Origin of the sequence: Streptomyces sp. NBC_00009 (genome assembly GCF_045040855.1) — a bacterium.
GTDB classification, from domain to species: domain Bacteria; phylum Actinomycetota; class Actinomycetes; order Streptomycetales; family Streptomycetaceae; genus Streptomyces; species Streptomyces aureus.
In genome coordinates, this window is the sequence record NZ_CP108312.1 from 6,994,967 (window position 1) to 7,016,716 (window position 21,750).

A 21,750-nucleotide genomic window follows, 5' to 3' on the forward strand; every position below is an offset into this window, starting at 1 on the left:
CACGTAGCACTTGCTACGCTTAAAAATATACACGTAGCGGGTGCTACAGTAAATACCTGAACGAAAGTAAATGAATCGGACATGTGGGATTGGTCCGTCTCGCGCAGCTGCAGCTGGGAGCCTTCATGCCACGCCCGCCCGACCCGGCCAAACGACGCGACCTGCTGAACCGGGTCCGTGAGTACGTGATCCGCAACGGCCTGGCCGACCTTTCCCTTCGCCCGCTGGCCCGGGCCCTGGGCACCAGCGACCGCATGCTCTTGTACTACTTCGGAACCAAGGAACGCATGGTCGCCGAGGCACTCGCCCTCGACGAGAGGCGACCGCTCCTGCGCGCCCGGAATCTGCTCGACCCCACCGCCTCCCCCAATGACCCTGCGTGGCTCCGCCGCTTCGCGGAGCAAACCTGGCAGCAACTCAGCACCCCGAACCTGCGCGCCTGGCTCCCCCTCTACCTCGAGGTCATGACCGCCAGCCTGCTCCATCCCGACCGGTACGGGCCCGTCATGCGCGACGTGCTCACCGAGTGGACGGGCCTGCTCATCTCCGTCTTCCGCGGCCTGGGCATGACCGAGGCCCGAGCCCGAACGGAGGCCGCCCTCCTGGTCGACGCGTTCTTCGGCCTGCTCATTGCACCCCTGGCCGACGGCGACTGGGACCGAGCCGACGCAGCCTTCCACACCCTTCTCGACCGCCTCGAACCCGGCTGGCACAACACCTAGAGATACTCAGGCCAGCAGCTCAGGTCTGGAGCGCTCGAACTCCTCCTGGGTGATCGTTCATCCATCGCTATCACAGCCTTGCTCGCGTCTACGTGCCATGCGATCTACCGCAAACGGGCCCGCTCTGCGAGTCGCCTTCGTCCGCGGACTTCGAAGCGAGGCTGATGGACCTCCACCCGTCACGGGCAGAGATCCGGGAGCGGGTCACTGCCCGACTGCCCACACCCGAGGAAGCGGAGATCCTTCGGATCAGCCCCAACCTGGCTGTCCTAGCCATCACCCGCGTAGCTGTCGACGGCACGGGACGTGTGGTCGAGGCGGCCCTTCTGGTGTTTCCCGGTCATCGCGCGGACGCGTACTTCATCACCCGCCCCATGACCGTAGAGAAGAGGAGGGAAGGATGACGTCTCCCATCGAGCTGCGGCTGCTTCCGTGGTCGGGCCGCGAGGGCAAGCCCTGCTAGTTGAGTTCCGACGACGCCGATAGCTATCTGTCTCGCCTGGCCGACAACACGGAAGCCATCCAGCTGGGCATGGCGGCGGAACTCCTTGAACAGGCCGCGGGGTTACTTGCCGAAGAAGAGGTGGCGCCGAACGACCTGAGACTCCTGGCAGTGGACCTCGCTCGAGCCTTGAGGGCGGCACTCAGGGTGGCAACGAGCCGAGGCCAGCGCCTGTCACAACCAGCTCCCACCTCCCGCGAACGCGGCGACGAGGGACCCAGGTTGCCGGCGGCGGCGTTCGGCCAGCCCAGCAGAGATAGGACGGCGGTCCTCGACCATGTACCCCGCCACCCTCCAGGTCAACGGCTTCGACAACGTATGGTCCGCCGGTGACAATGCCCAGGTCCCCGACCTGGCCGTCGGCGAGGGCGCCTGGTGCCAGCGCAACGCCCAGCACGCCTGCCGCCAGGCCACCGTCCTCGGCGACAACATCATCGCCCGCCTGCGCGGCCGCCGACAGAAGGAGTACAAGCACAAGAACCTACGCCGGAGATATTGGCATGGAGCCGCCCCACTCCGGCCGCATGGGCATCAGGCAGCAGGGCCCGTCCTGCGCCAGGCCCTCTTCAGACGTCGACCGTAAAATCGGTAGCGCGGCATCGACAGTTGATGTCGGTTCTGCGGTCGGAGAACCCCCGGGCTGGTGGGAGGGAGGGGAGCGTGGATTGTTCGTGCTGCTCTGCTTTCAGTCGCCTCGCCGAGGCCGTCAGGTCTGCCTCGGCAGCGGTGGCTCTGCCCAGCCGTGTCGGACGGCGTGTCCACCGAGCTGCATCCGGGTGCGAACTCCGGCTAGGTCCATGAGGCGGCGTAGGCGTCGGTGGAGCGTGCGCGGTGACAGGCCCAGCTGTGTCGCGGCTGTTGCGTCGGTTACGCCGGCCAGTAGGAGCGCGAGGATCCTTTGGTCGATGGCTGTTGGCCCTTCCGTCTCCAGTTCGACGCCGGCTTCGGCTTCTTCGTCGGAGGACAGTGCCAAGGGGTTTGCGGTGCGCCAAACGGTTTCGAACAGTGTGTCCATCGCGTCCAGCAGGCCGCTGCGGTGCAGCAACACGGCTCCCGGTTCTCCGGTCTGCGTGGTCGCGAGCGGGACGAGGCCGAGTTCGGCGTCGGCCAGCATGAGTTTCATGGGCAGTTGGTCGGCGACACGCAGCTGCACACCGTTGCGCAGGGAATCGATCGCGTCATGGATGATGCCCGGCTCTGCCAGCACGGCCCGGTCCAGCACTGCCCGGAACTGCACGCCGCGATCGAGGGCCATGGGTTCGGCGGTGTTCTCCTCGGGCGGCAGGGCGATGAACGGTGCGGTGATGAAGGCGCGGACCTGCGTGCGAGCCGCCTGCTGTACCTGGAGGTAGCGATGGCGGATGGCGTCGACGCCTGTGACGACCTCGATCAGATCGACGATGCCGCTTGCTGTCGTGGCTGCCCGGTGTTGCTCGGCGAAGGTCACCAGCGCGTGTTCGGCCGCACGTAGCCCGTCTCGGTGTTGGCTGATGAGGGCGCCGAGCGCCATAGCGGGCGGCGCGGCGGTGAACTGCTCGTCTGCCGACCTGATCACCAGTCCCCATGCGACCAGACGGGACAAGCACCTGTCGACCTGAGCCTGTGCCAGGGCGAGGAGATCCGACAGCACTGTCGCGGTGGAGTCCGGCCGTCCAAGGAGTGCCCGGTAGACGCGCTCATCATCTGGTTCGAGGCCCAGAACATCCAGCATCGGCGACCGACTCTCTTCCGCTTGTCGCAGCGGAGAGAGTATGCGCCATGGCGGCAGACCTTGAATAGTGCCTGGTGGGAGTAGGTGTGACGGGTTGTGCCCCGGGGAGTCGCCTCCCCGGGGCGCTGCAGTGCGGTTCATCGAAGGCCGTATGCCCGGACGATCTCGTTCTTGACGCCGAAGCCGCTGCTCGTCTCGGCGCTCGCGCGGACCGAGAGGAAGCCGCCGGGCTTCTTGGCCGTCCTGAATGAACCCGTCCAGTAGCCGCCTGCGCCCTTGGCCAGGGTGACCTTCTGCCAGGTGGCGCCGTCGTCGTATGAGACATCGAGCTTCACCGTGTTGATCTTGCCGGGCACGGTGCCGCCGTCCATCGACACCGGCTTGAGCGCGATCTCTTGAGCCGCGTTGGCCTTGATGTCGCCGTGCAGGTCCGTCCCCAGCTTGTAGTTCAGGTTCAGTACCGAGAAGGGTTCGAAGGAGTCCGAGTCGACGGTGTCGGACATGAACGTCCACTCCGTGTGGGTGCGTGTCGACAGCCGGAAGACGTCGCCGGGACGCTCCGCGTCGAGGACGGCGCGGTAGGGCAGATTGCCCGCCGGCACCTCCTCCCACTGCATGTCCCCGCTAACGGGGTTGTCGTAGATCCGCGTGCCGCCCTGGAAAACCTGCAGGTGGGACGGCGTCTCACCCCACGGCAGATAGCCGCCCAGCCGCATGTTGTCGCTGGCGGAAGCCCACGCCTGGACGTTCCAAGTCATGTAGTTCTGCCAACGGGAGTTGTACACACCGAAGGACTCGCTCTGCCCGGGCCGGGTCGCCGGAGCGAACCAGTTCAGACGCGTGGTGCTGCCCTTGGTGTACGTGTTGTCTCCCGACACCATCGACCACGGCAGGGGTCCGTCGACGCCCTGTGTGTGGAACTCTCTCCAGACCTGCCCCGGAGTCACCCACTCGGTGCGGGTGCCCGGGTGCCACTCGCTCTCGGGAAGGTTGAACGACGGGCTGAGGGTGAAGTCGGAACGGTAGCCCTCTGCCAACTTGCCGCCCGTCGCCGAGTAATAACGGGCATCGATCCGGGCCAGATCGCTCTTGGTCGGCTTGTAGACCAGTGCCCGGTTCGGCACCTGACCGGGGTAGTCGCGAGTGAGGTCGTAGACGAACGGCGTGTATTGGGTCTGCTTCACCGTCAACTTCAGGCTGCCGGACTTGGCCAGCGCGATCAGCGTCTTGCCGCCGTCACGGTGCACGGTAGCGACCGGGATGGTCGCCTCACCGACGTACTCCATCAGAGCGCCGGCACTGTCGTTGACCACGATCAGTGCCTTCGCACCGGCCGCGACCGCGGACTCGGCACGCTCCTGCGGCGCGACCTCGTCGCTGCGCTCGACGACAACAACCTTGCCCTTGGCCTTGACCTTCTCGTACGCGGCCGCCGCGCCGTTGCCCGCGTAGACCACGTCCCGCCTGTCTGCGGCCGTGCCCAGTGCGCTGCCCGGCTGCACCAGCGCGTCGAAGCGGAGGCGGCCGCCCCGCGCGCTCAGAGCGAGTTGCGGCTCGCCCTTGCGCCAGCGGGTGGTCAGCACGAACTCGCCGTGCTTCATCGGCTCCGTCGGCGCTACGTAGACGTCGTCGTACGTCGGCGGCAGCACGTACGCGCTGCGGTAGTCCGTGAAGGGGTCGAGGCCCTTGTAGTGGACGTTGAAGTCGACCTTGCGCTGGCGGTCCTGGGTGCGCTGCGGCGCCTCGGTCTGCAGCAGGCGTGCCTTGCGCGCGTCCAGCACCACGTCCGCGGAGCCGTCCTTGAGTACGGTCTCGGGGTCGACCAGCACGGCCAGACCCGAGCGGTCCGCCTTCTCACCGGCCACGTCGAGGTACCCCGCGACGGTGTACAGGCCGGGTGCCATGCGCATGGTGGTCGAGCCGTCGACGTAGACGTTCCACGGCCAGAAGTCGCCGGCCAGGTTGACCGTGACCCAGCCGGCGGCGGGCTTGCCGTCCCGGCCGACCAGCTTGATGTTCAGGTCGTAGCGCTCCTCCTCCTTGAGCAGCGCCACGGACGTGCGGGTCACCGGCTTCCCGGTGGCCGTGTCGGTCGCTATCACGTAGCCGACGTGCCGGCCCGCTGAGGCGGATTGAGGGTCACCGGTCACGGGAACGGCGGCGGTACCGCCCGCCGGGACGGTCACCTTGGTCGCGCCCAGGGTGAACGGGCCGTCCTCGTTGGTCAGGTCCAGGTTCAACGTGACGTCGGAGGATCCGGTGTTGGTGAAGGTCAGGTCCTTGGTGACGGCCCTGTCGTTCGGTTCGTGCGGCCACGTGTAGTTCCCGAAGAACAGGGATCCGGTAGCGCGGACCGTGGTGCGCACGGCGGCGGCAACGTCGACGCGCCCGGTGCCGACTTCGTACGGCGAGTACCCGTCGTCCAGGCCCTTTGCTGTGCTCATCAGGTGTTGCTTGAGCTGCGCGCCGGTCCAGTCCGGGTGCTGCTGGGCCAGGATCGCCGCCGCGCCGACCACATGCGGGGTGGCCATCGAGGTGCCGCTGAGCGTGCGGTACAGGCCCTCGCCACCGTCGGTCATCTCCTGCGAGCGGGCCGCGGTGATGTCCACGCCGGGCGCCGCGATGTCCGGCTTCATGGCGCCGGAGGAGGCCAGCGGGCCGGTGCTGGAGAAGGATGCGAGCTGGTCCTGCTTGTCCGTGGCGGCCACGGTCAGCGCCGAGGCGGCCGCGCCCGGGGCGGAGATGCTCTCCGGGCCCGCGTTGCCGGCAGCGATGACGAACAACGTGCCGTACTTCGCCGATAGCGCGTCGACCGTCTGCGACATCGGGTCGCTGCCGTCGGTCGGGTAGGAGTCGCCGAGGCTCATGTTGACGACGTCCGCACCGGACTCGGCGGCCCACTGCATGCCGGCCATGACCCAGGAGTCCTGGCCGTAGCCCTCCGCGCCGCTGAGCACCTTGCCGACGTACAGGTCCGCCCCGGGAGCGACGCCCTTGTAGTCGCCTCCGGAGGCGGCGCCGGAACCGACGATGGTGCTGGCCACATGCGTGCCGTGCCCGTTGAGGTCGGTGATGGCCTCACCCGGCACGAAGCTGGCCGTGCCGTCGATCTGGCCGGCGAAGTCGGGGTGGTTGACGTCGATGCCTGTGTCGAGCACCGCGACCTTGACGCCCTTGCCGGTGTAGCCGGCAGCCCAGGCTTCGGGAGCTCCGATCAGCGGCACGCTCTCCTTCAGGTTGACCTTCACGCGACCGTCGAGCCACAGCTTCTGCACCCCCGCGCCCATCACCGCGCTGCCCTGTGGCGCGACGGTGTTCCAGAAGGTGCGGGCCCGCACCTTCTGGGCGGTGAGCACTGCGCCGCGGATTCCCTTGAGCGTGCGGGTCAGCTTGCTGCCCCGGGGGGCCGTCGGCTCAACGGCTGCAAGGGACTTGGACTTGCCGTATGTCGCGATCAGCGGCACCGCGGACGTCTTCGCGTCGTCGTAACCCATCTCGATCAGATCGGTGACGTTGAACAGCCGCCGGTCCAGCTTGCCCGTGCCCAGCAGCGGCACCGCCTCGTCCGGGATGACGAACAGATCACCGTTGACCGTCTGTACTTTCACGCCACCGACGGCGCTGTCCGGTCGGTCGACATCAGCGATCTGCTTGCCGTCGGCCATCGTGGTGACCGTGACGACGTCGCCGGTGACCAGGGTGACCTTGTGGGTCGCCGAGGGTTTGGCGGGAACAGTGGGCTTGCTCGGAGCGGCTTGTGCGGGCTCTTGCAGAACTGCGAGCCCCGACGCCAGCAACGGCGCCACGGTGGCAGCCGAGATCAGCTGCCAGCGTCTGCGCCGGAAGGCGGAAGACTGGGAGGGAGAGAGCATGCCCTGGGTCTATCGGCCCCTTGATGCTGACGTGAAGCCAAGACGACGACAAGTCCTCGCCATGGCAGGGACTTGCCAGCCGCAAAGCGCCGTATCCAGGCGTGATTGCGCCCTTTTGGAGCACGGGCCGACACCGCCAACCGCATCCTCAACCTGGTCTACGCGTACGAGATCCTGCGCACCAGCTCGTCCCTGACCGCGGCGGCGTCCACGGCCATCCTGCGCACCCTGGAGAAGTCCGGCCAGTACCTGGCCATCGCCACCAGCCCGACCCCCAACTGGATGCAGGCGCAGAAACAGGCACTGGCCGAAATCGCCATCCACTTCCCCGAGTTCGCCGCGAGCCCCGGCTGGCTCACCAACGCCGGCGACTTCCTGACCAACCAGCTGAGCCAAGCCCTGTACCCGGACGGCGGATACGCGGAGGCCAGCGACGGCTACGCCACGGGCGTGGCCGGCACCTTCGTCGGCCTGGTCAACTACTTCGCGGCCAACGGCCACCAACTGGGCGGCACCAAGGACCTCGGCCGGCTCGCCCATTTCCTCGCCGACGAGAACTTCCCCGGCGGCTGGGGCCCCGGCTACGGCGACAGCGGCAGCGCCGACCGCCGACCCCTCCTCACGACCCTCGCCGACGCCCTCGACGACGAAGAACTGCGCTACGTCGCCACCGACGGGAAGAAAGGCACCGAGCCAGGCCATGACTCCGTGCTCTACCCCGACACCCGCGTGGCCGTGCTACGCAGCGGTTGGCGCCCCGACGCGTCCTACCTGCGCATCAACGCCGACCGGGGCCCGCACTCCCACCCGGACGAGCTGGCGGTCACCGTCTACGCGCACGGCCGCCAACTGCTGCCCAACATGGGTGCGTTCACCTACAGCAACGACCCCCGCAGCAACTGGCTCCGCATGACCACCGAGTCCCACACCACCGTCGAGATCGACGGCAAAGCACAGACCTCGGACTCCGCGGCCAAGTTCGACCTCTTCGCCACCAACGCGGTCTTCGACGTGGCACGCGCCTGGAGCGACGCCACGCCCGGAGTGCGGCACACCCGGTCGGTACTGTTCATGCACCCCGGGATGTGGATCGTCTCGGACCGGCTCGACCCCGCCGACACCGCCTCGCACACCTACCGACAGAACTGGCACCTACTGCCCGACGCGCACCCGGCCATCGACGCCACCACCAAGAACACCGGGACGACCTTCCCCCAGGGCGCCAACCTCCTGATCGCCCCGGCACGGCCCGAGAAGCTCACCGCACAGGTCCGCGACGGGTACTACTCGCCGGCCTTCTACAACATCACGGACACCAAGTACGTCACGTACACCCGGCAGGGCTCCGGACCAACGGTCTTCGACACGCTGCTGCTGCCCGCACCCGAAGGCACCCGGCCACAGGCCACCGTCGAGCACCTGCCCGTCGCGGGAGCCTCCGACGCCGCCGCGCTGGCCATCACCTTCGACGCGCACCGCTCGGCGACGTACTGCATCGCGCACGCTGCGCCGCGCGGTGCCCTGCAGTTCGGGCGGTACGGCTTCGACGGCACGGTCACCTACCTCGGCCAGGACCGCCACTGGCAGACCTGGCTGCTCCACGGAGGAAGGCAACTCACCTTCAGGAATGTGGTGTTGGTGTCCTCGTCCACCCCGATGACCGACGTGGCGGTCTTCCTCGACCCCAGGGCCGCCACGGTCGCCATCACCGGCTCCCAGCTCACCGCCACCACCGACCACCACGCGGCGATCCGGATCCACGCCCCCTGGGCCCGTACGGTCACGGTCAACGGCCGCAAGGCCCCCTTTGCCCGCCGTGGCGACGCCATCCTGGCCGCCGCGATCGGCTGACCCCAGGCGCAGCGCGTACCGCAGGCGCACGGAACCCACGGCACCAGTACCCGAGAGGTGATCCCATGCGATTCCGAAACACTGCATACGGAATGGCGGGCGCGATACTCAGCGCGTGCGCGCTGCTCGCCGCCGGACAGGCCCAGGCAGCCCCGGCGCCTGTCCCGGCGGAGCCGGCCTCCTCGTTCGTCGACCCCACGACACCGGCGGGGGTGCAACCTCTCACGGCCGACGGCACCCGGGCGGCTCAGACGCTCGTCTTCAGCGACGAGTTCAACGGCAGCACGGTCGACAGCAGCAAGTGGACCGCCCGCGACCAGGAGCGTTCAGGAGCGGCCCCCGGCGACACCTGGTGGTACAAGCCCGGCAACGTCCGCACGGACAACAACGGCGCGCTGGCCATCGAGGTCCACAACATCGGCACCGGCGTGTACTCCGGTGGCCGCATCGATAGCCAGGGCAAGTTCAAGTACACCTACGGCACGCTCGAGGCGGGTGTACACACACCGTACGTGACCAACGGCCACCTGGCCGCGGTCTGGCTCCAGGCCGACGGGGGGCCCACCCCGGGCGGTGTCGTCGACGGCACGGCGCGCGACGGATCCGAGATGGACCTGGTGGAGACCGCCTACCAGGCCGACAAGTTCTCCACGGCCATCCACTGGGACGGCTACGGCGCGGACCACCAGTCCCTGGGGACCACGCCCGCCGCCCCCGGCCTGCACAGCGTCTGGTACCACACCTTCGGTCTCAACTGGACGCCCGCAAAACTGGAGTTCACCTATGACGGGGCTGTAGTGCGCACCGAGACCGACCCCAAACTGATCAGCCAGGTCATGGAGTTCCCCATCCTCTCCCACGAGGTCCTCGACAACTGGGCCGACGGCTCCATCCACGACGAGACCTACGAGTGGACCTCCAACATGTACGTCGACTACGTCCGCATCTGGCAGTAAGTCCTCAACTTCCCCATAGTCGCCACCCGTTCAAAGCCGGCAACGAGCATGTCGGCACTGGGCGGGCGGTGTTTCCCCGCGCAACAAATGAATCCGGTTGCAAGTCACGGAAGTAGGAGGACAGATGACCGATCGCAAGACAACCCCCCACCGCCGGACAGGCCTCGGCCTCGGCGTTCTGGTGAGCGCTCTCGCCTCGCTGCTGTACACCACGGGCCCGGCCGCGGCCGCGGTGACGCCCGGCGGGATGGTCTCCAACAGCTGGTCCATCTCCGGCGCGCCGTCTGACGGGCTGGACAAGGTGGCGTTCGTGCTCAACGTCACGAGCGCGCCGGACGCAAGCGGCTACTTCTGGGCGCAGCAGTACTACTTCGGCTCCGGGCAGGTCGGGTACATCGGCTGGCAGCCGCGATCGGGCGGCGGCGGGCGCGCGATCTTCAGCGTCTTCGGCTCGGGCACCTCCACCTCGAACGCCAACTGCTCGACGGGCGCGGACGGGGGCGCCGGCACGAGCTGCAGCGTCTCGTACCCGATCGTCAAGGGCCGCAACTACAACGTCGAGGTCATCAACAACGGCAACAACAACTGGACCGGCTACATGCGGGACTCGAACACCGGCGTGTGGACGACCATCGGGAACCTCAACGTCCCGTCCGGCGCCGGCAAGCTCAAGCCGAGCGGCGTCGGCTTCGTCGAGTACTACTCCTCGGTCGCCGACTGCAACTCGATCCCGTACGGGCAGGCCACCTGGCGCAAGCCGTTCGTCGACCCCGAGCCGGGCACCGGCACCAACACCAGCGCCTACACCTACGGCAACTGCAAGTCCAGCGCGAGCTACTCCCTCTCCGGCGGTGAAGTCACCATGACCTCCGGCGGATAATCCGCCGCACCACGCGGGGCGCACCGCGTCGGTGCGCCCCGCCGACTTCTTGCCGCGCACGCCCTTGGTCGCCTTGTCCTGCGGACTTCTGGAGGAGGTCCCCTTCCGAGATCAGGCCGAGGGGATGCCCCGCGGAGTCGACGACCGGGACTGCCGACACCTGGTGTTCGGTGAGTGTCCGCACGGTGTCCTTGAAGGCGGCGTTCCGGGGGACGGTGATGACCTCTCGGGGCATCAGCTCGCTCACTTTTCGATGCCTCACGGTCTTCTCCTACTGCTCGGTGGCCGTCGGCGAGCCGACAGGCATGTCGTCCCGCTCGTAGCCGAGCCGATTGATCACGTCCACCACTCCGTCGACGCTGTGGCACAGCCGCACGACGACGGGGATGAGCATGCGCCGTTCCACCGTGCCGCTGAGGGTCACCACACCATCGTTGACCTCCACGGACAGCGCCGAAGGGCTCAGCTGGAGCGTGCGCGTCAGTACGTCTTCGACGATCTCTTCCCGGATCGACGCGTCACGGCGCAGGAAGAGCTGCACAAGGTCGCTGCGGCTCAGGACGCCGATGAGCCGGCCGGCGGCGTCCACCACGGGCAGACGCTTGACCGCGTGTCTGCCCATGACACGCGCCGCACGGACGACGCTCCACTCGGGTGCGGCGGTGAAGGCCGGACTGGTCATGATGTCTGCCGCGGTGGTCGTGCCGCTCCCGGCAGCACGTCTGTAGAGCAAATCAGCCTCTGAGACGACACCCACAGGCCGTTCGGGGTCCACCGGGGACTGGCCGGTCCCGAGTGGACAGAGCCACGGCGGTCACAGCGGGTGATGAAGCCGGAGAGGCGGTCCCTTTCGTCCTGCGACAGCTGCGAGCCACCGCTGCGGCTGTCGCATGTCATGCCGTGCGGACGGCTTCGCGCCATCCTTGGAACAGGTGGAGGTGGCGATAGCGGACGACTTGGCCGGTCATCGTTCTCCCAGCTTGATGTCCTTCACCAGAGCGCCTCTCGTCGCTGCACCGAGCTACTTGCGATCGACGACCGTCGACCCTTGCGAGAGAGCTGATTGTCCGGAACTGTCCTCGGTCGGACCTTGCGTCGGGCGTGGGGGTGCAGCCTGGCAAGAACCCGGGACCTTTGGCCCCCAGCAGGCCCCTGAGCGGCCCTCTTGTCGCGGAGGTCCGCAGTGCCGGCCTTGAGAGTGTCCGCAGTGCCAGCCTTGAGGGTGGGGGTCCGCTTGGCGGTTCTCTGAGGAGGAAACATGGATGGCGCCACGAGCAACCCGGAACTCGGCTCCGTCATAGTCGGGGTCGACGGCTCCAAGCCGGCCCGCCAGGCAGCGCTGTGGGCAGCGGCCGAGGCCGCGCGCCGCGAACGCCCGCTTCACATCGTGTACGGGGCTGACACGGACACCCGGGCCCTCTTCTTCTCGGTGGAGAGTCTTGAGCGCGTCCGCCGGGCGGGCCGTGAGCTGCTGGATGCCACGGCTGCCGCGGTGAAGGAGCATTTTCCCGGCTTGCGGGTCAGTACAGAGTTCAGCCGCAGCGCTCCGGTCCCGAGTCTCCACCGGTCCGCGGGACTGCACGGCACGATCGTGGTGGGCAGCCGTGGCGGGGGCGGATTCAGCACGCTCATGCTCGGCTCGGTCGGGTTGAAGGTCGCGGCGGGTGCGAAGACGCCCGTCATCGTCGTCAGAGGCATCAACAACGGTGGCGAATCGGGGGTGGTGCTCGCTGCCGTCCGCGATGAACACGACCTCGACACCACGCGCTACGCCGCCCGTGAGGCCGAGCTTCGCAAGGGCTCGCTGCGGCTGTTGTACGTGTGGAGCATCCTGCAGTCCGCCGCGAGTGTCGTCGCCTTTCTCGACGACCTGAAGGAGATCGCAGGCGAGCACATCCATCATCTGAACGCGGTGGCGGATCAGATCCGCGAGGAGTTCCCGGACCTCACCGTCCAGGTGGACGCCGAGAAGAGCACGTCCGTCGCTGCTGCCCTCGTGCAAGCCTCGCATCAGGCGGACCTGCTGGTCATGGGGGGTCGGCGGTCGCCCAGCTACCTCGGACCCACCCTCGGGCGGGCAACGCACAGCCTGCTCCACCATGCGCACTGCCCCGTGCAGCTCATTGCGCGCCACAAAGACGAGCACAGGAGTGAGCCGTGATGGGCGAGGGCGGACGCGATGAGATCGCCGTCGGCATCGACCCGGCCCGGGACCGGCGCCTGCCCCTTTGCTTGGGCGGTGGACGAGGCCCGACGGCGCCGGTACGGGGTGCGCCTCGTCTAGGCCGTACTCCCGCAGCACAGCACGCACCACGTCGACGACATCCCCCACGCCATGGCCCTGCGACAGGCCGCCTCGGATGCCCTCAACGCTGCCGCCGCTTGGAGCAGGGAGCGTCATACGGAAGTCGAACCGGCCGCTGAGCTGGTCGAGGGGTTTCCCGTGCAGGCGATGGGCCGACTGTCCAGGCAGGCCCGCTTGATCGTCCTCGGTTCGCGTCACTTGGGCCGCACAGCCGAGTTCTTCAGCGCGGGTTCTCTCGTGGTCCCCGTCACGGCGCAGGCACACTGTCCCGTCGTCGTGGGCGACGCCGAGCACGGGCCCGGGCCTTCGGTGGCTCGGTACAGGTGCGGTGTGTGGATGCGGGCTCCTGCAACGGGTGCGAGATCGAGATCGCGGCGGCTTTCAACCCCGTGTACGACGCCGAGCGGTACGGTGCCCGGCTGGCGGCCTCGCCCCGGCACGCGGATGTCGCCCTGGTGACCGGCCCGGTCACCAGGAACATGGCGGAGCCGTTGCGCCGCACGGTTGCGGCGATGCCCGAGCCCCGGATGGTGATCGCGGTCGGTGACTGCGCGGTCCAGCGCCAGGGCCCCATTCGTCGGAAGCTACGAGGGCGGGGCGCCCGGCGCGCGCCGCCCCGTCCCGGCAGGTCAGCCGCGCGGAGTCTCGTACGGCAGCAGCTCGGGGCGCTTCGCCGGGCGGCCGTCGCCGGAGGAGCGGCCCGTCAGACGACGGCCGATCCACGGGACCAGGTGCTGCTTGGCGAAGCGGACGTCGGCGAGGCGGCGGGTGCCCCACCCCGGCGGCGCGGTCTGCGGGAGCACGGCCTGCCAGTCGCCCTCGGGCTCGTGGCCGAGCGCCTGCCAGACGGCCTCGGCGACCCGGCGGTGCCCCTCCGCCGTCAGATGCAGCCGGTCCACGTCCCACATGCGGGGGTCACCCAGGACGGGCGGCCCGTACAGGTCCACGACCACCGCGCCGTGCCGCGCCGCGAGGTCGTCGATGCAGGCGAACAGCTCCTCCATGCGCGGCCGGAAGCGCTCCATCACGGGCCCGTTGCGGCCGGGGCTGCGCATCAGGACGAGCCGCTCGCAGGCGGGCGCCAGCTTCTCGACGGCCTCTTCGAGGAGTCCGCGCACCCGGCCCATGTCGACCTTGGGGCGCAGGGTGTCGTTGAGCCCGCCCACCAGCGTGATGACATCGGCGCCCATCGCGGCAGCGACGTCCACCTGCTCGTCGACGATCTGGCCGATGAGCTTGCCGCGCACGGCGAGGTTCGCGTAGCGGAACCCGGGGGTGCGGGCCGCCATCCGGCCGGCCAGTACGTCGGCCCAGCCGCGGTAGGAGCCGTCGGGCAGCAGGTCGGACATGCCCTCGGTGAACGAGTCACCGATCGTGACGAGGCTGCTGTAACTGGTGTGCTTGGCGTTTTTCTGCATGGCGGAAGCGATGGTAACCCGGGCCCTGGGACAGCCGACGGGGCGCCGTGTGCCCGACGTCGGGCACACGGCGCCGAGATCACACGGGCTGGCCGAACAGCTCCCGCAGGACGTCCTCCATCGTCACCAGACCCGCGAGCCGCCCGTCCGAGCCGAGGACCGCCGCCACATGCGTACGGCTGCTGCGCATCGCCGAGAGGACGTCGTCGAGCGGCGTCGTCTCGCGGACGCGCGCGATCGGCCGCATGTCCGGAATCCGGAACGGCAGATCGCGCGGCGACGCGTCCAGGGCGTCCTTCACATGCAGATAGCCGACGATGCGGCGGTTGTCGTCGACCACGGGGAAGCGCGAGAACCCCGACCGGGCCGACAGCTGCTCCAGCTGCTCGGGCGTGACGCCCACATGCGCGTAGACCACCCGCTCCAGCGGCAGGACGACGTCCCTGACCGGGCGGCGGCCCAGTTCGAGTGCGTCGCGCAGGCGCTCCTGGGCGCGGTCGTCGATGAGTCCCGCGTCGCCCGAGTCCTTGACGAGACGGGCCAGCTCGTCGTCCGAGAACGTCGCGGACACCTCGTCCTTGACGTCGACACGCAACAGCTTGAGCAGCCCGTTGGCGAAGGCGTTGACCGTGAAGATCACGGGACGCAGCGCCCTCGCCAAGGTCACCAGGGGCGGCCCGAGCAGCAGCGCGCTGCGCACCGGCTCGGCGAGCGCGACGTTCTTCGGGATCATCTCGCCGAGCAGCATGTGCAGATACGTGGCCACCGTCAGCGCGATCACGAACGAGATCGGGTGGACCAGACCGTGCGGCACGCCGACCGCGTCGAACACCGGCTCCAGAAGATGAGCGATGGCGGGTTCGGCGACGATGCCGAGCACCAGGGTGCACAGCGTGATGCCGAGCTGCGCCGCGGCCAGCAGGGCCGACACGTGCTGAAGGCCCCACAGGACGCTCTTCGCCCGCCGGTCGCCCTCGTCCGCGTGCGGTTCGATCTGGCTGCGGCGTACGGAGATCATGGCGAACTCGCCGCCCACGAAGAAGGCGTTGACGACCAGCGTCGCCAGGCCGATCAGGAGCTGGATCGCGGTCATCGGTCCCCCTCCGGGGCGTCGTCGGACTGCTCGGCGAGGGGCGCGTGCATCAGGACGCGGGCCGCGCGGTGACCTGCGGCGTCCACGACGTCGAGCCGCCATCCGGCCACCTCGACGCTGTCGCCGACGGCCGGAATCCGGCCGAGCTCGGTGGCGACCAGGCCGGCGAGCGTCTCGTAGGGGCCGTGGGGGACGCGCAGGCCGACCCGCTGGAGCTGGTCGGTGCGGGCGGCGCCGTCGGCGGAGTAGAGGGCGTGGCCCTCGTCGTCCACGCCGGCCGGGGCGAGGTCGGGCGTCTCGTGCGGATCGTGCTCGTCCCGCACCTCGCCGACGACCTCCTCGACGATGTCCTCCAGGGTCGCGACGCCCGCGGTGCCGCCGTACTCGTCGATGACGACGGCCATCGTGCGTTTCCCGGAGAGCCGGTCGAGGAGCCGGTCGACGGTCAGGGTCTCGGGTACGAGGAGCGGCTCGCGCATCAGATCGGACACGTAACGGCGACCCCGGAGTTCGGCGGGCACGGCGAGGACGTCCTTGATGTGCGCGACGCCGACGACCGAGTCGAGGTTGCCGCGGTAGACGGGGAACCGGGACAGGCCCGTGGCCCGGGTCGCGTTCGCCACGTCCTCGCAGGTGGCCTGCGCGTCGAGAGCCATGACCTGGACGCGCGGTGTCATCACGTTCTCCGCGGTGAGGTCCGCGAGGTTCAGGGTGCGCATGAACAGCTCGGCGGTGTCCGCCTCGAGGGCGCCCTCCTTGGCGGAGTGCCGGGCCAGGGCCACCAGTTCCTGCGGTCCGCGCGCGGAGGCCAGCTCCTCGGCGGGCTCGATGCCGAAACGGCGCACCGCCCGGTTCGCGGTGTTGTTCAGGTGCGTGATGAAGGGGCGGAACGCGGCGCTGAACAGGCGCTGCGGCGTCGCGACGCGCTTGGCGACGGCCAGCGGCGACGAGATCGCCCAGTTCTTGGGGACGAGCTCGCCGACGACCATCAGGAAGACGGTCGACAGGCCCGTGCCGATGACCAGTGCGGCCGAGGAGGCGGCGGAGCGGGAGAGCCCGAGACTCTCCAGGGGGCCCGCGATCAGTTTGGCGACGGACGGCTGGGCGAGCATGCCGACGACCAGATTGGTCACGGTGATGCCGAGCTGGGCGCCGGAGAGCTGGAAGGTCAGGTTCCGTGCGGCCTTGAGGGCGCCGGCGGCGCCCCGCTCACCGCGCTCGACGGCGCGTTCGAGGCCGGAACGCTCGACCGTGGTGAGGGAGAACTCGGCAGCGACGAACGCACCGCAGGCCAGCGAGAGCAGCACCGCCACGGCGAGCAGGAGCACTTCGGTCATCGGGTCACCTCCGTCCCATGATCGGGCAGGGCGGTGGGTATCGCGCGATGTCGCAGGCGCCGGGTACTGGGAGGTTCGCCCATGGGCGGACGCTCACACCTTTCAAGAGGAGGACGGGACAAGTGGAGCAACCATGGTAAAGGATCAGCAAAGCCCGTGCGGCCGGGACGCCGTCGCCCGGAGGCCGCGCAGGGTCAGTCCGTGAGGTGCTTGACCCAGCGCGTCCACTGCGGCTCCGGCGCATAACCCGCGGCACGCCACGCGTGCTGCGCGCGCTCGTTGCGGTTCAGGACCATCGCGTCGCCCCGCCGCCCACCGAGCCGTACGAACCGCTCCTCCGCGGCCGCGAGCAGCGCCGACCCCACGCCCTGCCGCCGCGCGTCCGGATGCACCGCGAGCCGGTACAGATGGCAGCGCCATCCGTCGAAGCCGGCGATGACGGTCCCCACCAGCTCCCCGTCGCGCTCGGCAAGCAGCAGCGACTCGGGGTCGCGGGCGACGAGCCGCTCCACGCCCGCGCGGTCGTCGCTGATGCTCGTGCCCTCGGCGGCCAGCTTCCAGAAGGCGAGGGCGGCATCGAGGTCGTCGGGCGTCGCGGCCCGTATCCGAAGATCACTCATGGGGCCGATCCCATCACCGGGCGGCCGGGCCCGCGCGCCATTTTCAGGATGCGGACAGGGCCCCGGCTCAGGCCTTCCGCAGCTCCTCGATGACCGGACCGAACGCCTCCATGTACGGCTCCAGGACCGTGAGGTACGTGAACCCGTAGCGGTCGCGCTGCGCGCGCACCTGGTCCGCGATCTCACGGACCGTGCCGACGAGCAGCAGCGGCAGGTCCAGCGCCTCGTCCTGCGTGAACTGCGGGATGTGTTCGAGAACCGGCCGGATCGCCGCCTGCCGGTCGTCGGTAACCGTGACCATCTGGATCAGCAGATTGAGCTCGGCGGGCTCCGCGCGCCCCGCCGCGAAGCGCTGGTACGCGGCGACGCGCTCGTCCAGCTCCTCAGGGGTGAGGTGCTGGAGCTTCCCGCCCGGGTGGCCGGGGACGGAGCGCGCCCCGGTGAACGCCGCGATCTGTGCGTGCTCGGCCGTCAGCTTCAGCATCCGGTCGCCGTTGCCGCCGATCAGGAGCGGCGGGCGGGGGTGCTGCACCGGCCGAGGCTGATGCTCGTCCGATCCGAGCAGCCGGTCCAGCTCCTCCACGACGCGCCGCAGATGGTCCACTCGCTCACCGGGCGCCCCCCAGGGCAGCCCGGCCGCCTCGTGCTCCGCCTGTACGTAGCCTGCGCCCAGGCCGAGTTCGAGCCTGCCGCCGGTGAGCGTGTCCGTGGTCGCCACCTCGCGGGCGAGCAGTACCGGGTTCCAGAAGCCGGCGTTGAGGACGAACGTGCCCACACGCGGGCGCTCGGTCGCCTCGGCGGCGGCGACCAGGGAGGGGAACGGCGAGGGCATGCCCAGGTGGTCGGCGACGAGGATCACGTCGTAGTCGAGCTCCTCGGCCCTGCGGCAGCGCTTGCGCCACTCGTCGCCGGACGCGGGGGTGACCATGTTGACGCCGAAGCGGAACGCGCGACTCATGAACTCTCCTCAGTCTCGGGCGAGTTGAACTCGGTGGAGCTGAACGGCCGGGAGACCGTGCGGCGAGTACATCATTCGTGTGCGATGGCCGCCAGCACGTTCATGCGCGAGGCGCGCAGCGCCGGAAGGAGCGCCGCCGCGAGCCCCACGACGACCGAGCCGACCACGACCGCGACGATCGTGCCCCACGGGATGGCGAGCGCCTCCATGCCCTGGAGCGCGAGCACCTCGTGGATCGCGAGCCCCCACACGACACCGAGGGTGAGCCCGAGCACCGCGCCGAACACGGCGATCACCACGGACTCCAGGCGGATCATCCTCCGCAGCTGGCGCCGGGAGAGCCCGATGGCGCGGAGCAGACCGATCTCCCGCGTCCGCTCGACGACCGACAGGGCAAGAGTGTTGACGACGCCCAGGACGGCGATGACGATCGCGAGCCCGACCAGCGCGTACACGAGGTACAGCAGCACCGCGATCTGGTCGTGCACGAGCTTCTTGTAGTCGGCCAGGTCGCGGACCTGTACCTGTGGGTACGGATCGAGGGCCTTCTCCAGACGGGCGCGGAGCACGTCCGCGCCCGTGCCGGGGGAGGCGTTCACGTACACCGCCGAGTCCTGGCCGTCGGGCAGGAACTTCTCCAGCGTCCCCATCCCCATGAACAGGCCGCCGGACATGCCGAATCCGTCGCCCCCGCCCTGATCGGTGAGGGCCGCGACGGTGAGCCGGTCCGTGCGTCCGCCGGGCAGGTCCACGGGCACCACCGTGCCCACGCGCGCGTGGTGCTCCTTGGCGAACTCCGCGTCCATCGCGACCTTCCCGGGCGCGAGCGCGGCCGCCGAGTCGCCCTGGGAGTACGTGATGTGCGCGACCTCGTCGAGCTGTGCCTCGTAACCCGCGGCCGTCGTCTTCACGCGCTTGCCGTCCGGCAGACGCACCGCGAGCGGCACGAACCGCTGTCGCACGACGAGCCCCGCCCCTTCGGTGGCGCGGATCTTGTCGGTCACTTCTTTAGGGAAGGGTGTGAAGTTGGCATTCTGGACGGTGAAGTCGGCGCCCAGGGTCTTGTCGATCTGCTCGTCGAACGACTTGCTCATCGACGCGCTGGCCACGGACATGCCCGCCACCAGAGCGAGCCCGACCATCAGCGCGGCCGCGGTGGCCCCGGTGCGCCGCGGGTTGCGCAGCGCGTTGCGCTGGCTCAGCCGCCCCACCGAGCCGAACACGGCGGGGAACGCGCCGCCCAGGACGCGGATCACGGGACGTACGAGCAAGGGGCCCGCGATCACCGTGGCCAGCAGCGTCAGGACGACGCCGACCATCAGGAGCAGCGAGGCGCTCGCCGTCTTCGTGGCCGCGGCACAGCCGGCGAGAGCGGCCACCCCCGCCACGCCGACCACGGCTCCCGCCACCGCGCGCACCCGCAGCGGCCGCCCCGCACCCGCGATCTCGGCGTCCGCGAGCGCCGCCATGGGGGAGACCCGGGACGCACGCCGCGACGGCAGATACGCGGCCACGAACGTGACCCCGACACCGACCGCGAACGCGGCGACGGGCGTCCCCCAGCCGATCACCATCTCGGTCGACTTCAGGTTCATCCCGAACGCGCTCATGAGTCGGATGAGGCCGAGCGCCAGCCCGATGCCCGCCGCGAGGCCGAGCACCGAGCCCACCAGGCCGAGCAGCACCGCCTCCGTCAGGACGGAGCGGCGCACCTGCCGCCGGTCGGCGCCCAGCGCGCGCAGCAGTCCCAGTTCGCGGGTGCGCTGCGCGATCAGCATCGAGAACGTGTTCACGATCAGGAAGATCCCGACCAGAACCGCGATCCCGGCGAAGCCCAGCATCACGTACTTGATCACGTCGAGGAACGAGCCGAGGTCCGCCGCGTCCGACGTGGCCTGTTCGCTTGCGGTCTTCAAGTCGTAGCCGGAGCCGAGCTGTTGGGCGATCCGCCGCTTCAGTGCGGCGTCGCTCACCCCCGGCGCCGCGTCCACGGAGATGCTCGTCGCGCGGTCCGTCCCGCCGAGCAGCTTCGCCTGCGCCGTCGCCGTGTCCAGGAAGACGAGCGCGGCGCCGGGGTTGGTGGTGCGGAAGGTCGCGATGCCGACGATCCGGACGGGGAAGGAGCCCGGTTGCGCGAGGACGGTGAGGGAGTCGCCGATGCGGATGTGCTTCTTCTCGGCGGTGTCCGCGTCGAGCAGCGCCTCGCCACTGCCGCGCGGGGCATGGCCCGAGGTCAGGCGGACCGGACTGCGGTCCGTCACATACCAGTTGGTGGCGATGGTGGGGGCGCCGCTGGTCGGGCCGACCGAGTTGTTCTTGTCGTCCACGACGGTGATGTTCTCGGCGGCGGCGTCGATCCTGGCCGCGGCGACGCCGTCGACGGACCTGATCTGCCGGGCGAGCCCGGCCGGGACGGTCTCGACCGCCCCGGTCGGCACCCTCTCGCTGAGGGAGTCCTGCTTCGGATTCACCTGTACGTCGGCGGACGTGGACGCGAAGAGCCGGTCGAAGGTGCGGGTGACCGTGTCCGAGAAGACCAGACTGCCCGCCACGAACGCCACCGAGAGGACGATGGCAAGCCCCGACAGGACCAGTCGGCCCTTGTGCGCGAGGAAACTCCTGAGCGTCGCCTTCAGCAAAGCGGCCTCTCTACGGCTGGGAGTTGTGGGGGTTGCCCCCGGTGAACAGACGCATGCGTTCCAGGACCGCCTCCGCCGTGGGCTGCGGCATCTCGTCCACGAGGCGGCCGTCACCGAGGAAGAGCACCAGGTCGGAGTGGCCCGCGGCGCCGGGGTCGTGCGTCACCATCACGACGGTCTGCCCGAGGTCGTCCACCGCCTCGCGCAGGAAGCCGAGGACCTCAAGGCCCGCGCGCGAGTCCAGGTTCCCGGTCGGCTCGTCCGCGAAGATCAGCTCCGGTCGCGAGGCGAGCGCCCTGGCGCAGGCCACCCGCTGCTGCTGGCCTCCGGAGAGCTGCGCGGGACGGTGCTTGAGCCGGTCGCCGAGGCCCAGCGTGTCGATGACCTGCTTCAGCCACTCCGCGTCCGGGGTGCGGCCCGCGATGTCCATCGGCAGCGTGATGTTCTCCGCCGCGTTCAGCGTCGGAATGAGGTTGAAGGACTGGAACATGAAGCCGATCCGGTCGCGCCGCAGCTGTGTCAGCTCCTTGTCGCGCAGGCCCGTGATCTCGGTGCCCCCGAGCCACACCTGGCCTGCGGAGACCGAGTCGAGCCCGGCCAGGCAGTGCATCAGCGTGGACTTGCCCGACCCCGAGGGGCCCATGACCGCCGTGAACCGGCCGCGCGCGATGTCCACGTCGACCGAGTCGAGCGCGAGGACGGCGGTCTCCCCTGACCCGTACGCCTTGGTCAGGCCCCGGGCGCGCGCGGCGACGTCGCCCGCCTCCGCCAGGCCGTGGGGCTGTTCTGCTGCCGCTGTGGACAAGGCCGCCTCCTGGGTCTCGCCGTCGTCCTGGCCGTACCGACTCCCGTGTCGCGTACGAGAGTAGTGCGGTGCGTCACACGC

The 21,750-nt window shown here is 69.5% G+C and carries 16 protein-coding genes and 4 pseudogenes; 9 read left to right on the forward strand and 11 right to left on the reverse strand.

The window, feature by feature from the left end:
• Positions 1–125 precede the first annotated feature (125 nt).
• From OHA58_RS31675 to OHA58_RS31685, 3 genes and pseudogenes are all read left to right on the forward strand, one after another.
• A complete protein-coding gene (locus OHA58_RS31675; protein WP_405482990.1) occupies positions 126–722 on the forward strand; it encodes a TetR/AcrR family transcriptional regulator in 597 nt (198 codons plus the stop codon).
• Positions 723–886: 164 nt separating this feature from the next.
• Positions 887–1,126 carry a UTRA domain-containing protein gene (locus OHA58_RS31680; protein ID WP_405482992.1) on the forward strand — a complete coding sequence of 80 codons (240 nt, stop codon included), beginning with the start codon at positions 887–889 and terminating at the stop codon, positions 1,124–1,126.
• A 384-nt stretch (positions 1,127–1,510) separates the two neighbouring features.
• Positions 1,511–1,708 (forward strand): annotated as a pseudogene (locus OHA58_RS31685) (NAD(P)/FAD-dependent oxidoreductase); the annotation flags it as partial.
• 222 nt (positions 1,709–1,930) lie between these two features.
• Here the strand turns inward: OHA58_RS31685 and OHA58_RS31690 are convergent.
• Both OHA58_RS31690 and OHA58_RS31695 read right to left on the reverse strand, forming a co-directional pair.
• Positions 1,931–2,935 carry a TrmB family transcriptional regulator gene (locus OHA58_RS31690; RefSeq protein WP_405482994.1) on the reverse strand — a complete coding sequence of 335 codons (1,005 nt, stop codon included), beginning with the start codon at positions 2,933–2,935 and terminating at the stop codon, positions 1,931–1,933.
• Positions 2,936–3,072: 137 nt separating this feature from the next.
• Positions 3,073–6,807 (reverse strand): S8 family peptidase, encoded by a 3,735-nt coding sequence (locus OHA58_RS31695; RefSeq protein WP_405482996.1) that lies wholly within the window; start codon positions 6,805–6,807, stop codon positions 3,073–3,075.
• A gap of 105 nt (positions 6,808–6,912) precedes the next feature.
• On the opposite strand from OHA58_RS31695, the gene OHA58_RS31700 reads away from it, so the two are divergent.
• The 3 genes from OHA58_RS31700 (at position 6,913) to OHA58_RS31710 (ending at position 10,494) form a co-directional block, all read left to right on the forward strand.
• Positions 6,913–8,658 (forward strand): alginate lyase family protein, encoded by a 1,746-nt coding sequence (locus tag OHA58_RS31700; RefSeq protein ID WP_405482997.1) that lies wholly within the window; start codon positions 6,913–6,915, stop codon positions 8,656–8,658.
• Positions 8,659–8,723: 65 nt separating this feature from the next.
• The gene (locus tag OHA58_RS31705) at positions 8,724–9,614 is read left to right on the forward strand and encodes a family 16 glycosylhydrolase (RefSeq protein ID WP_405482999.1); all 891 of its coding nucleotides are present in this window, start codon (positions 8,724–8,726) and stop codon (positions 9,612–9,614) included.
• A gap of 124 nt (positions 9,615–9,738) precedes the next feature.
• Positions 9,739–10,494 carry a DUF3472 domain-containing protein gene (locus tag OHA58_RS31710; protein ID WP_405483000.1) on the forward strand — a complete coding sequence of 252 codons (756 nt, stop codon included), beginning with the start codon at positions 9,739–9,741 and terminating at the stop codon, positions 10,492–10,494.
• Here the strand turns inward: OHA58_RS31710 and OHA58_RS31715 are convergent.
• Both OHA58_RS31715 and OHA58_RS31720 read right to left on the reverse strand, forming a co-directional pair.
• Positions 10,472–10,729, reverse strand: a complete 258-nt coding sequence (locus OHA58_RS31715; RefSeq protein ID WP_405485280.1) for a CBS domain-containing protein — start codon at positions 10,727–10,729, stop codon at positions 10,472–10,474. The genes OHA58_RS31710 and OHA58_RS31715 overlap by 23 nt on opposite strands.
• Positions 10,730–10,765: 36 nt before the next feature.
• Positions 10,766–11,266: pseudogene (locus tag OHA58_RS31720) on the reverse strand (CBS domain-containing protein); the annotation flags it as partial.
• A gap of 486 nt (positions 11,267–11,752) precedes the next feature.
• Between OHA58_RS31720 and OHA58_RS31725 the strand changes: the two are divergent.
• From OHA58_RS31725 to OHA58_RS31735, 3 genes and pseudogenes are all read left to right on the forward strand, one after another.
• Positions 11,753–12,655 carry a universal stress protein gene (locus OHA58_RS31725; protein ID WP_405483002.1) on the forward strand — a complete coding sequence of 301 codons (903 nt, stop codon included), beginning with the start codon at positions 11,753–11,755 and terminating at the stop codon, positions 12,653–12,655.
• 174 nt (positions 12,656–12,829) lie between these two features.
• Positions 12,830–13,018 (forward strand): annotated as a pseudogene (locus OHA58_RS31730) (universal stress protein); the annotation flags it as partial.
• Positions 13,019–13,131: 113 nt separating this feature from the next.
• A pseudogene (locus OHA58_RS31735) lies at positions 13,132–13,347 on the forward strand (NADH-quinone oxidoreductase subunit B family protein); the annotation flags it as partial.
• An 81-nt stretch (positions 13,348–13,428) separates the two neighbouring features.
• Here the strand turns inward: OHA58_RS31735 and OHA58_RS31740 are convergent.
• The 7 genes from OHA58_RS31740 to OHA58_RS31770 all read right to left on the reverse strand — a co-directional run bounded on the left by OHA58_RS31740 (position 13,429) and on the right by OHA58_RS31770 (position 21,669).
• The gene (locus OHA58_RS31740) at positions 13,429–14,217 is read right to left on the reverse strand and encodes an SGNH/GDSL hydrolase family protein (RefSeq protein WP_405483003.1); all 789 of its coding nucleotides are present in this window, start codon (positions 14,215–14,217) and stop codon (positions 13,429–13,431) included.
• 79 nt (positions 14,218–14,296) lie between these two features.
• Entirely contained in the window at positions 14,297–15,310 is a 1,014-nt protein-coding gene (locus OHA58_RS31745) for a hemolysin family protein (RefSeq protein ID WP_405483005.1), read from the reverse strand.
• A complete protein-coding gene (locus OHA58_RS31750) occupies positions 15,307–16,647 on the reverse strand; it encodes a hemolysin family protein (RefSeq protein WP_405483007.1) in 1,341 nt (446 codons plus the stop codon). The genes OHA58_RS31745 and OHA58_RS31750 overlap by 4 nt, the downstream gene beginning before the upstream one ends.
• A 194-nt stretch (positions 16,648–16,841) precedes the next feature.
• Positions 16,842–17,267 carry a GNAT family N-acetyltransferase gene (locus OHA58_RS31755; protein ID WP_405483008.1) on the reverse strand — a complete coding sequence of 142 codons (426 nt, stop codon included), beginning with the start codon at positions 17,265–17,267 and terminating at the stop codon, positions 16,842–16,844.
• A gap of 67 nt (positions 17,268–17,334) precedes the next feature.
• A complete protein-coding gene (locus tag OHA58_RS31760) occupies positions 17,335–18,225 on the reverse strand; it encodes an LLM class F420-dependent oxidoreductase (protein WP_405483010.1) in 891 nt (296 codons plus the stop codon).
• Between the two features lie 71 nt (positions 18,226–18,296).
• On the reverse strand, positions 18,297–20,864 hold the full coding sequence (locus OHA58_RS31765) for an ABC transporter permease (protein ID WP_405483012.1): 2,568 nt from the start codon (positions 20,862–20,864) through the stop codon (positions 18,297–18,299).
• 10 nt (positions 20,865–20,874) lie between these two features.
• Positions 20,875–21,669, reverse strand: coding sequence for an ABC transporter ATP-binding protein (locus OHA58_RS31770; RefSeq protein ID WP_405483013.1), 795 nt, complete (start codon positions 21,667–21,669; stop codon positions 20,875–20,877).
• Between the last annotated feature and the right edge of the window lie 81 nt (positions 21,670–21,750).

What these genes read in the sequence shown, in the direction of transcription:
- OHA58_RS31755 (WP_405483008.1), bottom strand. Translation starts at nt 17,267, where the DNA reads ATGAGTGATCTTCGGATACGGGCCGCGACGCCCGACGACCTCGATGCC.
- OHA58_RS31725 (WP_405483002.1), top strand. Translation starts at nt 11,753, where the DNA reads ATGGATGGCGCCACGAGCAACCCGGAACTCGGCTCCGTCATAGTCGGG.
- OHA58_RS31695 (WP_405482996.1), bottom strand. Translation starts at nt 6,807, where the DNA reads ATGCTCTCTCCCTCCCAGTCTTCCGCCTTCCGGCGCAGACGCTGGCAG.
- OHA58_RS31680 (WP_405482992.1), top strand. Translation starts at nt 887, where the DNA reads ATGGACCTCCACCCGTCACGGGCAGAGATCCGGGAGCGGGTCACTGCC.
- OHA58_RS31740 (WP_405483003.1), bottom strand. Translation starts at nt 14,217, where the DNA reads ATGCAGAAAAACGCCAAGCACACCAGTTACAGCAGCCTCGTCACGATC.
- OHA58_RS31705 (WP_405482999.1), top strand. Translation starts at nt 8,724, where the DNA reads ATGCGATTCCGAAACACTGCATACGGAATGGCGGGCGCGATACTCAGC.
- OHA58_RS31760 (WP_405483010.1), bottom strand. Translation starts at nt 18,225, where the DNA reads ATGAGTCGCGCGTTCCGCTTCGGCGTCAACATGGTCACCCCCGCGTCC.
- OHA58_RS31745 (WP_405483005.1), bottom strand. Translation starts at nt 15,310, where the DNA reads ATGACCGCGATCCAGCTCCTGATCGGCCTGGCGACGCTGGTCGTCAAC.
- OHA58_RS31710 (WP_405483000.1), top strand. Translation starts at nt 9,739, where the DNA reads ATGACCGATCGCAAGACAACCCCCCACCGCCGGACAGGCCTCGGCCTC.
- OHA58_RS31750 (WP_405483007.1), bottom strand. Translation starts at nt 16,647, where the DNA reads ATGACCGAAGTGCTCCTGCTCGCCGTGGCGGTGCTGCTCTCGCTGGCC.
- OHA58_RS31675 (WP_405482990.1), top strand. Translation starts at nt 126, where the DNA reads ATGCCACGCCCGCCCGACCCGGCCAAACGACGCGACCTGCTGAACCGG.
- OHA58_RS31715 (WP_405485280.1), bottom strand. Translation starts at nt 10,729, where the DNA reads ATGCCCCGAGAGGTCATCACCGTCCCCCGGAACGCCGCCTTCAAGGAC.
- OHA58_RS31690 (WP_405482994.1), bottom strand. Translation starts at nt 2,935, where the DNA reads ATGCTGGATGTTCTGGGCCTCGAACCAGATGATGAGCGCGTCTACCGG.